Raw genomic sequence first — 12162 nt, 5'->3', positions numbered from 1 at the left:
GGTATGGCTTATTAAGCCTACCTTGCCGTTGACGCTCATTTTACTGCCGTTGGTGGACTTCCGAACTTGGTTGCGCAAGTGCTCCCATATATTGATATGACCTAGTAGGTGGCTATCTGGTTACTACCAGTTGGCCCCTTGGTAACGGGTGGCCCCATTGTGCGGAATGTACCGAACATCCCCGTTTGATACGTTTTCCCATGCTGCCGGGAGGGGGGCGTCCTCGGCATGTCGGAAGAAAGGAGCCCAGGTGCGCAGGAATTCCATTTTTACGAAACGGTGGGTGAAGGGAAGCGCGGTCCTCGTTGCCACTGCAGCGACGCTCGTGTTTGCCAATCCCCAGCAGGCGATTGCCACGCCACTCAAGGGCGTCGACTCAGCGACCGTGTCCCAGTCTGCCTCGAATGTCGTCGACATCGATTTCGCTGACGGCATCAAGGGCCGTATTACGTTCCTCGAGGACGGTATTTTCCGTTATAACGTCGACCCCAAGGGTGAGTTTTCCGATTACGCCACACCGCGCAGTAAGTCCCACACGGCTAAAATCCAGGCTCAGCCCGATACCTCGGACACCTACAGCAAGCCGAGCGCGACGGTTGCCGACAAGGGCGACACTATCGAGATCACCGGCGGAAAGGCGACCGTGATCCTGGACAAGGCGACTGGCAAGATGAGTATCAAGTCAGGCGACCGTGTCGTGGTTTCCGAGTCCGCGTCCCTCGACCTTGATAAGAAGGGTACCGTCCAGACGCTCGCCAAGGAGAAGTCCGAGAACTTCTTTGGCGGCGGCACCCAGAACGGACGCTTCCTGCACACCAACCAGACCATCGCCATCTCCAACACGAACAACTGGACTGATGGCGGCGTTGCCTCGCCCAACCCGTTTTATTGGACGAGTGACGGCTACGGCGTACTCCGAAACACGTTTGCAGAGGGTTCCTACGACTTCGGTTCCACGGACTCATCGACGGTCACGACTTTGCACAGCGAGAATGAGTTTGATGCCTACTACTTCGTGGCGACCAACGAGGGCGCTTCGAACGTGGCAACCGAGATGCTGCAGGACTACTACAAGGTGACCGGTAACCCGGTACTGCTGCCCGAGTACGGGTTCTACCTTGGTCATCTTAATGCCTATAACCGTGATGGCTGGTCAACGACCTCGGGTCAAAAGAAGTGGGAGACCAAGGGCAGCAAGTCCTCGAGCGAGAAGGGCGACGTTAAGTACGAGTCTGGCATGTCGACGGGCTACAAGCTCGACGGCACACTTGCGGCCGAGACGCTCAACGGTGAGGGCCCTTCGGTTGATACCGAGAACATGAAAGCGACCGATTTCGACCGCCAGTTCTCTGCTCGGCAGGTTATCGATGACTACGAGGACAACGACATGCCGCTCGGTTGGTTCCTGCCGAACGACGGCTACGGCGCCGGCTATGGCCAGAACGGTTACTACAAGACCGGCGGCGTCAACTCCGACGGAACGAGCTCGGCCGACCGTCTTAACGCTGTGCGTGCCAATGTCGACAACCTTAAGAAGTTCACCGAGTATGCCAACTCCAAGGGTGTGAGCACGGGCTTGTGGACCCAGTCCAACCTTGAGCCCGACAGCAACTCCGAGACCCCGTGGCACCTGCTTCGCGACTTCGACGCCGAGGTCAAGACGGGAGGCATCTCTACCCTTAAGACCGACGTTGCCTGGGTTGGATCTGGCTACTCCTTTGGTCTTAATGGCATCAAGACAGCTTATGACACGGTGACGACCGGCGCTAACAAGCGCCCCAACATCATCACGCTCGATGGTTGGGCCGGCACGCAGCGCTTTGGTGGCATTTGGACCGGCGACCAGTATGGCGGTAACTGGGAGTACATTCGCTTCCATATCCCCACGTATATCGGTCAGAGTCTTTCGGGCAACCCCAACATCGGCTCCGACATGGATGGCATCTTTGGCGGCGACCCCATCATCTCTGCGCGTGACTACCAGTGGAAGACGTTCACGCCCTCTATGCTTGACATGGACGGTTGGGGCACCTACCGTAAATCGCCCATGACGCACGGCGATCCCTACACAGGCATCTCGCGCTTCTACCTCAAGCTCAAGGCGCAGCTCATGCCCTATATCTACACGAGCGCGGCCTCGGCGGCCAACATCGACACGGGTAACGGCGATGCCGGCCTGCCCATGATCCGCGCCATGCTGCTTTCCGACAACTCCGAGTACGCCGCAAGCACTTCGACGCAGTACCAGTATATGTTCGGTGAGAACTTCCTAGTGGCACCGGTGTATCAGGATACCCAGGCAGACGAGAACGGCAACGACATTCGCAATGGGATTTACCTCCCCAACTACGGCACCGACGAGAATCCCACCATCTGGATCGATTACTTCTCGGGTAAGCAGTATCGCGGCGGCCAGGTTCTCAACAACTACGAGGCTCCGCTTTGGAAGCTGCCGCTGTTTGTGAAGGCCAACGCTATCGTGCCGATGTACGCCGAGAACAACAACCCCGAGGCAGTGAGCGACACCAACACCAAGGGTACCGACCGCAGTCAGCGTATCGTCGAGTTCTTCGCCACCGAGGGCGACGGCACCTTTACGCAGTACGAGGACGACGGCTCCTCCATCGAAAACAACACGACTGAGGACGATTCCTACGGCACGATCGACAATATCTCCTACGGTGAGCATGTGAGCACCGTCTACAGCTCCAAGGCCGCAGGCGGCACCGCGACCTTTACCGCCGAGGCCTCGAAGGGCGGCTACAACGGCTACGACTCCAACCGCACCACGACCTTCGTGGCCAATGTGTCCGCCAAGCCCACGAGCGTTGTCGCCAAGAACGGCGGATCCGCACTCAACGTGGTTGAGGTCGACTCGCAGGAGACCTTTGACGCCGCGACCCCCGAGGCCGGCCAGGCGGTCTACTTCTACAGCGAGACCCCCAACCTCAACCACTACGGCAGCGATGCGGACGGCACCGAGGCCGAGCAGGGCGAGAGCTTTAACAACACCAAGATCACCACGAACCCCAAGGTCTACGTCAAGTTCGCGAAGACCGATGTTGCTGCAGCGGCGCAGACGCTTGAGCTGGGCGGTTTCGTGAATGCCGACGCCACGCTCACAGCCGATCGCCTCAACGAGAACCTCTCCGCACCCACGAACCTTGCTGCCCCCGAGGACGTCACGACCCCAACGAGCATAAAGCTCACCTGGGGAAAGGTCGATGGTGCTACCTCCTACGACCTTAAGGTCGACGGCACTGTGTTTGCCGTGGGTGATGCGGCCGAGTTCACGCACACCGACCTCGCCTACAATAGCAAGCACACCTACCAGATTCGTTCGCGCAACGCCGAGGGTTACTCCGCCTGGAGCGATGTGATCGAGGCGAACTCCGCACTCGATCCGTGGCGGAACGTCCCCGACGCCGAGGAAATCACCTGGGAGGGCTCACTTTACGGCAGCCATAAGGCCGAGCTTGCCTTCGACCATGAGTTCCAGTCGGGCGACGGCGGTTTCCACTCCGGTGGCAACGATCTGGGCAAGGCGCTTACCGTTGACTATGGACGCGCTTACAAGCTCGATAAGCTCGAGTACTATCCGCGCGATGACGCCGGCAACGGCACTGTGACCAAGATGCGTGTTGAGACGAGTCTCGATGGCGTCCACTGGACGAGCCAGGAGGTCGATTGGGCACGTTCCGCTGATTGTAAGACGGTAGCGTTTGACGGCACCGTGGCCGCCCGTTACGTGCGCATGACACCGCTCGCCTCGGTCGGCAATTTCTTCTCCGCGTCCGAGATTGCCATCTACAAGACCGACGGCACGGATGGCTTCGCCGTGGGCTCCAACCTCAACAAGGCCACGATCTCCGACGGAGACTACTCCAACATGAAGAACTATCTGGGCCTCGAGAACCGCGAGCCCGATACCCCGACGTTCGGTTCGCAGATCCGCGACCACTTCGCCGACCTCAACGATAACGGCGTTTACGACGTCTACGATTACTCGTTCACCATGGCGGGTCTTGACGGCGGCACTAAACAAAAGGGCAAGGTCGCAGGTTCGCTCGCGGTGATTCCGAGCAAGACCGAGGTCGAGGCCGGTGATGAGATCACCGTTGATGTCTATGCGGCCGACGCCAAGAACGTCAACGCCCTGGGCGCTCTCGTCAACTTCAAGAGCGACCAGTTCGAGTTTGTGTCCGAGAGCATCGCGCAGGACGGCTCGACTGCCGGCATGGAGAACCTGTCTCGCGAGAAGGTCCAGTTCGCGGACAGAACGCAGACTATCAATCTCGCCTTTGCCAACCGCGGCGATGGCAAGCTCTACAACGGTACCGGCGCGGTGGCGAGTTTCAAGCTCAAGGCCAAGACCTCCGGCAAGGTCGAACTGCCCTCGACATCTTGGCTCATCGGTCCGGCATGCGACGCACTTGAGTTTGCGAGCGACGGCACGGTGACGATGCCGGATGTTCCTCAGCCAACGGTCGCCGAGTACGGTCAGGATGCCTTCAACATCACGATGACCAACGATGAGCTCACGACCGACGACGGGACCAACGTCGAGAAACTTATCCAGCAGAAGAGCTATAACGCGCTGTTCGATAATAACGAGGGCGACAACGGCTTTGAGTTCCTATGGAACTGGAGCGGCAACTGGGACAGCGAGGGTAAGCTTCCGAGTTACGTGAAGCTTCCCACCACGATGACATTCGCATTTAAGACGCCTTCGAAACTCGATAGTGTCGAGGTCGTTAACCGCAACGGTGGCAACGGAACCGTGCAGAAGATCAAGGCTGTCGTGACGTTCGAGGATGGCTCGACCCAAGAGTTCGCGGGCGGGGAGTACGATTCCTCCCGGGCTCGCTACGCTTTTGGCCTCTCTGCCGAGAACAAGGGCAAGAAGGCGACCAAGGTCGAGGTCACGCCGCTTGAGGCATCGGGTGACCAGATGCTCACACTGCGTGAGGTCAACTTCAACTACACGCAGGGTGTCGAGGCCATCGAGGGTGTCGAGCTAGGCAAGAACCAGACCGAGTTCTTTGAAGGCGACGTTACGCTCGTCGACGCCAAGGCCACGCCTGAGAGCGCCGGCTACCCCTATGTGACGGTCGAGAGCTCCGACCCCTCTGTGGTAAGCGTCTCCGCTGTTCAGGCTGGCGATAGCGTGAGCTACTACCTGCGTGCCAACAAGGCCGGCAAGGCAAAGATCACGGTGGCGTCGGTACTCGACCCCTCCAAGACCGCATCCTATGAGGTCGAAGTCAAGGCTGGTGTCGATACCTCTGCGCTCGTGGCAGCGCTTTCCGAGGCCGCGGGCTACAGCGAATCCGTCTACACTAAGGATTCCTATGCAGCTCTCACCGCTGCGGTCGAGGCGGCTCAGAAGCTCCTCGACGGCGGCCAAGGCAGCTATAGCAAGAAGGATGTCGCAGACGCCACAGCCAAGATCGAGAAGGCAATCGACGGCCTCAAGATGCGCCCTGTCGATGAGAAGATTCTTATCAACACGCCCGAGAACCGCAAGAACGTCAAGGTGGCCGGCTTCTCGAGTGAGGCCGACTACGAGGGCAGCAACGCCGTCAACGCTCTCGACGGCGACGAGCGGACGCTTTGGCACAGCGACTGGGCCCATGGGACCGGTATGCCCCAGTATCTGAGTGTCGACCTGGGCCGCGACTACGATCTCACCGACGTTACATTCCTGCCGCGCCAGGACGGCGGCACTAACGGCGATATCTTCGAGGCCGAGATACTGGTCTCCGACACTGCCGACGGTTATGAGATGGGCACCGCCGCGTCGATGGGTACGTTCGCCTTCGACAATGACGGCCGCGTGCTCACCGACCGTGGCGACTGGAAACAGATGAGCTTTGGCGCCGCGCGCGGTCGCTACGTGACCGTCAAGGTGATTCACGCCGGCGGTGGCAACGTTGATGCCTACTGCAGCATGGCGGAGCTCAAGTTCTACGGTACGGCCGTCCCCGACCCGGTGGCGAAGGATGATCTCGCTACCGCGATCGAAAAGGTTGATGCCGAGGTTGCTGCCGGCGACCTCAAGGCCGGTGACTACACCGAGGCCTCCTGGACGGCGCTCGAGAACGCCCTGGCGAGCGCCCGCGCCATCTTGAGCGACGAGAAAGCCACGCAGGACGAGGTCGACCAGGCGCTCAGGGCGCTCGAGAGCGCCCGCGGCGCGCTCGAGAAGACCCCGGTGGCCCCGGTCGAGAAACCGACTAAGAAGCAGCTCAAGGCCCTGGTCAAGCAGGCGAAGGAGACTGACACTAGGGGCAAGACGGCCGAGTCTGTCAAGGCCCTGACGGATGCCATTACCTACGCCGAGGACGTCTTGGGTGCTGAGAATGCTTCCGACACCCAGCTCCAGGCGGCCTATGACCAGCTCAAGCTGGCTATTGAGAGCCTCAAGGATGCCGATTCCGGCAATCAGGGCGGCTCGGGCAACCAGGGTTCCGGCAATGGCTCGAACGGCGGCAACCAGGCGGGCAAGCCCGCAGGCGACAAGGCCCAGGGCAGCAAGAAGAACGGTTCGGCGATTCCCAATACCGGAGACCAGACGGCGGCGACCGTCGCGACCGTCGGTGGTCTTGGCGCCATCATCGCCGCGATCGGCGCTTTCTTCCATCGTCGCAGCAAGGCTAAGTAGCCCCAGCAACAGCTAAGCAAGCGTGCCCGCCGTCCCACCCAAGGACGGTGGGCACGCTTTTTGAATGTAGGCGGAAAGCTCCGACCCTTCGGCCTTAATCTCGCAAAGCGTTCCGTCTCCCGCCGAACACATCAGCATCGGCGGCTATACTTGAATTATTTGCAGTTAAGGGTCGCGGATTCGCCGCGTCACCGCTCTCAACAGGAGGTCTTTGTTTATGGCAGATCAGAAGCCGGTTGTCGGGATCATCATGGGCTCCAAGTCCGATCTGGGCGTTATGGAAGGCTGCACCGCCGAGCTCGAGGCACTGGGCGTGCCCTATGAGCTCGTGATTGCAAGCGCGCACCGCACACCGGCGAAGGTCCACGAGTGGGCTTCGACTGCCGCCGATCGCGGTATCAAAGTGATTATCGCCGCTGCCGGCAAGGCCGCCCACTTGGGTGGTGTCGTGGCTGCCTTTACACCGCTGCCGGTTATCGGCGTGCCTATGAAGACGAGTGACCTGGGCGGTATGGATTCGCTGCTGTCGATGGTGCAGATGCCTTCGGGCGTGCCCGTGGCCTGCGTTGCCATCAACGGTGCCAAGAACGCCGCCATCTATGCCACGCAGATTCTGGGTGCTTGCGACCCCGAGTACCGCAAGGTTATCGAGAAGATGAAGCAGGAGATGGCCGACGCCTAGGCGTTCCGCCGTTTCACCGCAGTATAAGGAGAGCCATGTCCGATTATCAGGGAAAACGATTCAAGGCTTCTCAGATTCCCGATCCGTCGAAGCCGGGTGCTGCCCGTGCGGCACAGCAGGGTCGGACATCCTCTCCTCAGCAGCCGCGCGCGCCGCGTCCCGTGACGCCGATGTCCCATCATCGCCAGGATACGCCGGCTGCATATCGCCCTTCGTCGTATGATACGGCCAAGAAAGAATCACGTTCTACGAAACAGTCGGGCGCTGCTCCGTCGAGCTATACCGAGCCGCCGCGCAAAAAGCGCCGCTCCGTTATCCCCATCTTGCTCATCATTATTGGCATCGGCCTAATCGTTGCCGCTGCAGCCATCTTTATCAATGCGCAGATCGGTTACAAGCAGGCGAGCGAGTCGTACCAAAAGATCGAAAAACAATATGTAAGCGATAAGGACGACATCGGCGTGCCGATTATCGACTTCGATGCGCTTGCTCAGACAAACCCCGAGATTGTGGGTTGGATTTATGTGCCGGGAACCAACATCAACTATCCCGTGGTGCAGACCAACAACAACTCCAAATACCTCAACACGCTGTTCGACGGTACATCTAACGCGTCCGGTGCCATTTTCTTGGATAGTGATGACACCGCGCCGGGAATGGTCGACCAGCAGACCACGATCTATGGTCACCACATGAACGACGGATCGATGTTCAATGTGATCTCGGACACCACTGATCAGGCGACGTTCGATAGCATCGAGTTCGTGTATTACATCACACGGGATGCTACGTATAAGCTGCGACCACTGGCGACCAAAGTTGTCGAGGACACGTATGCCAAGGCGCGCACGCCCAATTTTGAGGGCGACGACGGGCTCAAGAACTACCTGTCCGAGATGCTCGACGGTGCCTCTGCCGTGGCGAGCGATGCGGGCGATCGCGCCGCCTCGGCAACCAAGGTCGTAACGCTTGTGACCTGTCGTTCGTTATCGCTAAGCAACACGCGTGCTGTCATGGTGCTCACGCCGGTCGAGGAATAAGTTGTTCGAGAGTAGCTAAAAAAGCCCCGTTCCAAATTGGCTACTCGACGACGGTAAGGGAGAAATAATGCTCGAGAATGGCAAAACGATGCCTTCGGTTGATGCTTGGCTGCGCGAAGCCAAGGCCGATGTTTCGGCGGCTGATTGTGGGATGTACCTGACACACAACGGCGTGGTGCGCGCGACGCCTAAGTCCGAGGTGCGTGGGGTCGAGACAGATGGTGTGGCGCCTGGACATAAGGTGGGCGGCATGGTGTTTGGCTACGACGCCAGCAAGGTACAGGCCGCCATCGAGGCGACGCGCGCGATGCCGGGTATCGGCTATGTGCGCGTGTGGCTGGCAAGCGGCGAGCTTGCCGTAGGTGACGACATCATGCTCGTGCTCATCGGCGGGGACATTCGCCCGCACGTGGTCGATGCGTTGCAGGCGCTCGTTGGCACCATCAAGAATGAATGCGTGAGTGAGGTCGAGCGCGAGGCGTAGAGGCTTGCGTCGATAGAAGGCTCGTTTATAAAAACGCCCGCCGGTACGTGTGATACCGGCGGGCGTTTTGCGTTTTGGGCGCGGTGGGTGCTACACGCGCGTCGCATCCTTGGGGCTCATGGTCATGCTTTGGAAGCGATTCTCCATAAAGTCATTATCGAAGTACTTGCCGTAGAACTGCGCAACGGGAATATCCGGTTCCGTGCCGTTGACGCGCTGATACCAATAATCGAGCGACTGCAGCGTCATAACGCCATCGACCAGCATAATGATGGTGAAGATGACGGTAGCCGAGTAGCGACTCTTCCACGGAATCATGTTGATGAGCTTGAGTAGCCTCGGCAGCAGCAGCTTGATCCAGATGAGTCCGCCCAGGCCCCACAGGCAGGCGAATCCCGTGCAGGTACATCCGCCGGTAAGGACGGCGAGCGGATCGGGCATGCCAAAGAGCTTCATATGCGAGTAGCTCCACGAGACCACACCGAACGAGGTCTGCATAAACCAGCCCACGAACACCTCAAAGCTTGCACCGAGCAGCGCGCTCACCAAAAAGATAATGATGGGGTTCTTTTTATAGAAGCGGTTGAGCACCATGGTCATGAGCACGGCGCCAAATCCGTAGATGGGGCTGAAGGGGCCAAACAGCATGCCGGCGCGGTTCTGGTAAACGCCCGGGTCATCGACCGTCATATGCCAGATGTCCTCGGCGATCAGGCCGAGTATGCAGCAGACAAAGAATACCCAGAACAGGTTGAAGTAGTTGAGCTTGATGTAGCCTTCGCCGGTTTCATCGCGCCCGAGCATGCCCTCGGCGGCGGCGTCGCGATCGAGCATCTCCTGCAGGCGGCGCTGCAGCTCGCGCTCCTGGCGCAGCGCGGGGTCGACGGTGGCCGAAAGCGCGACGAGGATGCCGAGCTGGATGGCAGGGCGAAGCAAGAAGGGCCCGATGCCCTGGAGCATCACGTCAACCAAAAGCTCGACGACGGTAAACGCGATAAGGATATAGGACAGGCGAGCGGCGTTGCGGCGCTGGTTTTTGATAAGGTCCAGGCCAAAGATGATCAGGATGACGGCGCTTGCCGCAGAGAGCATGATGCCGGCGACGATAAGGCCGACCGCGACGAGCGTGTTGTCGCCGAGCTTGGCGGCGGCGTTGCCGTTGATGAGCGCGGTGATGACCTGCCACATAAAGGCGCCGACCGAAGGGAGCGTGCCCACGCCGGACAGGATGCACAGGACGGCGTACACCTTAATGATGAGGGGGATCTTCTTGACCTCCGTGGCGCTGGGGACGCTGGGGTCGAGTTCGTTTCGATCCATACATAACCTTTCTCGTTTTGCTGTAGGTACAAGGATACGCCGCCGACCTGCCAAAAGACAGGACGAACGTCCCAATTGCAACAATGCAAGCCCCAACGGCGGGCGAGACGCGCCGTAACGGAAGTATGCGGGATCGTCGGCCCCGAGGCGGTTGCCCAATAAAATGTTTGGCTGCAAAACGGATTATAAGCTCGGTGGGCTTTTAAAAAGCGCTGTTCATGCGCGGGAGTGCTTGTCTTGCCGTGCGTATAATAGGGCAGGTAACGCCAAATAACGAGGCTCTGAGGGGATGCCATGTCTCAAGAAACCATCCACGCGGCCGAGCGTGCCGCGGGACAGGTGAAGACCATGTCGACGTATGATCCGGACTCCGACCAGCTGCATGAGGAATGCGGCATTTTTGGTGTGTGGGCACCCGATCGCGATGTGGCTCGACTGACGTACTTTGGTCTGCGCGCGCTGCAGCATCGCGGCCAGGAATCGGCGGGAATCGCCGTGGGTGATGGCGGCACGGTTATGGTCCGCAAGGATCTGGGCCTGCTCGACCGCGTGTTCTCCAACGCCGACCTGTCGACGCTCTCCGGTCAGCTGGCCGTGGGTCATGTGCGCTACGGCACTGCCGGCGCCAAGAGCTGGGAAGCCTCGCAGCCGCATCTTTCCACCATCAACAGCGTCATTATCGCGCTTGCTCACAACGGCACTCTGGTCAACACCGACGAGTTGCGCCGTCAGCTGATCGAGCTGGGCGTGCCGTTCCTCTCCAATTCGGATTCCGAGGTCGCGACTAAGCTTATCGGCTACTTTACTCAGCGTACGGGCCATCTGCGCGAGGGCATTCGCAAGACCATGGAGCTCGTGCGCGGCGGCTACGCCATGACGCTCATCAACGAGCAGGCGCTCTACGCATTCCGCGATCCTCACGGCATTCGCCCGCTGGTGCTTGGCAAGCTCGTGGACGAGGGCCTGGATCAGGCCGATGCCGCGGCCGTTTCGCAGCTGCCGTCGCAGGACGGCGCCGCGACGGTCGACTCCGCCGTCCGTGTCACGCGCGCTGGCGGCTGGGTCGTTGCCTCCGAGACCTGCGCACTCGACATCGTGGGCGCCGAGTACGTCCGCGACGTCCGTCCCGGCGAGATCTTGCGCATCAGCGCCGAGGGTCTGGTATCCGAGCAGGGCGTGCCTGCGGCCGAAGAGCCCGCCAACTGCATCTTTGAGCAGGTCTACTTTGCCCGCCCCGACTCCATCATGAACGGCAAGAGCGTCTATGCCTGCCGCTACGACATGGGTCGTCAGCTGGCGCACGAGGAGCCCGTCGAGGCCGACCTGGTCATCGGCGTGCCCGACTCCGGCCTGCCGCCCGCGGAGGGGTATTCGCACGAGAGCGGCATTCCCTTTGGCGAGGGCCTCATCAAGAACCGCTACGTGGGCCGTACGTTCATCGAGCCTACGCAGGAGCTGCGCGCCATGGGCGTGCGCATGAAACTCAACCCGCTGCGCGACAACATCGAGGGCAAGCGCCTAGTCGTCATCGACGACTCCATCGTGCGCGGCACCACCATGGTGCAGCTCGTCAAGATGCTGCGCAACGCCGGCGCCAAGGAGATTCATATTCGCATCAACTCGCCCGAGGTCATCTGGCCGTGCTTCTATGGTATCGATACCGACGTGCAGTCGCAGCTTATCAGCGCCAACAAGACGGTTGACGAGATTTGCGAGTATATCGGCGCCGATTCGCTGGCCTTCCTTTCGGTCGAGGGCCTGCTTAAGGTCATGCCCAAGGGCGGCTACTGCGATGCGTGCTTTACTGGACGCTACCCCGTGGCGATTCCCGAGAGCTTTGGCCGCGACAAGTTCATGGAGGGCTTTAAGCCCCGCAACCTGGACAAGCCGCTTCACTTTGACGACGACGCCGTGGTCGAGAAATACGACGACCGCAGTTGGGAAGAGGAACACGGCGAGGCCTAAAACCTGC

General features: G+C 59.9%; 6 protein-coding genes. 5 read left to right on the top strand and 1 reads right to left on the bottom strand.

The window, feature by feature from the left end:
• The first annotated feature begins 250 nt into the window (after positions 1-250).
• The 4 genes from DWY05_RS03305 to DWY05_RS03290 all read left to right on the top strand — a co-directional run bounded on the left by DWY05_RS03305 (position 251) and on the right by DWY05_RS03290 (position 8870).
• Positions 251-6664, top strand: a complete 6414-nt coding sequence (locus DWY05_RS03305) for a discoidin domain-containing protein (protein WP_158558681.1) — start codon at positions 251-253, stop codon at positions 6662-6664.
• A gap of 217 nt (positions 6665-6881) precedes the next feature.
• Complete coding sequence (purE, locus tag DWY05_RS03300) at positions 6882-7346, top strand: 5-(carboxyamino)imidazole ribonucleotide mutase (protein WP_006235810.1); 465 nt, start codon at positions 6882-6884, stop codon at positions 7344-7346.
• A 35-nt stretch (positions 7347-7381) separates the two neighbouring features.
• Positions 7382-8386 (top strand): class B sortase, encoded by a 1005-nt coding sequence (locus tag DWY05_RS03295; RefSeq protein ID WP_117820647.1) that lies wholly within the window; start codon positions 7382-7384, stop codon positions 8384-8386.
• 67 nt (positions 8387-8453) lie between these two features.
• The gene (locus DWY05_RS03290) at positions 8454-8870 is read left to right on the top strand and encodes a molybdenum cofactor biosynthesis protein MoaE (RefSeq protein WP_117820648.1); all 417 of its coding nucleotides are present in this window, start codon (positions 8454-8456) and stop codon (positions 8868-8870) included.
• Between the two features lie 90 nt (positions 8871-8960).
• Here DWY05_RS03290 and DWY05_RS03285 read toward each other — a convergent pair whose 3' ends face one another.
• Positions 8961-10190 carry a putative ABC transporter permease gene (locus DWY05_RS03285; RefSeq protein WP_117820649.1) on the bottom strand — a complete coding sequence of 410 codons (1230 nt, stop codon included), beginning with the start codon at positions 10188-10190 and terminating at the stop codon, positions 8961-8963.
• Between the two features lie 294 nt (positions 10191-10484).
• On the opposite strand from DWY05_RS03285, the gene purF reads away from it, so the two are divergent.
• On the top strand, positions 10485-12155 hold the full coding sequence (gene purF, locus DWY05_RS03280; RefSeq protein ID WP_117803465.1) for an amidophosphoribosyltransferase: 1671 nt from the start codon (positions 10485-10487) through the stop codon (positions 12153-12155).
• Positions 12156-12162 lie beyond the last annotated feature (7 nt).

Source organism: Collinsella sp. AF23-4AC (genome assembly GCF_003462685.1).
Lineage (GTDB): Bacteria > Actinomycetota > Coriobacteriia > Coriobacteriales > Coriobacteriaceae > Collinsella.
Note: the sequence above shows the minus strand (reverse complement) of the source record. Positions and strands in the feature narration are given on the sequence as shown.

Bases quoted from the DNA above. Each gene is read 5' to 3' on its own strand.
- purE (WP_006235810.1), top strand. From the start codon at position 6,882: ATGGCAGATCAGAAGCCGGTTGTCGGGATCATCATGGGCTCCAAGTCC.
- DWY05_RS03295 (WP_117820647.1), top strand. From the start codon at position 7,382: ATGTCCGATTATCAGGGAAAACGATTCAAGGCTTCTCAGATTCCCGAT.
- DWY05_RS03290 (WP_117820648.1), top strand. From the start codon at position 8,454: ATGCTCGAGAATGGCAAAACGATGCCTTCGGTTGATGCTTGGCTGCGC.
- DWY05_RS03285 (WP_117820649.1), bottom strand. From the start codon at position 10,190: ATGGATCGAAACGAACTCGACCCCAGCGTCCCCAGCGCCACGGAGGTC.
- purF (WP_117803465.1), top strand. From the start codon at position 10,485: ATGTCTCAAGAAACCATCCACGCGGCCGAGCGTGCCGCGGGACAGGTG.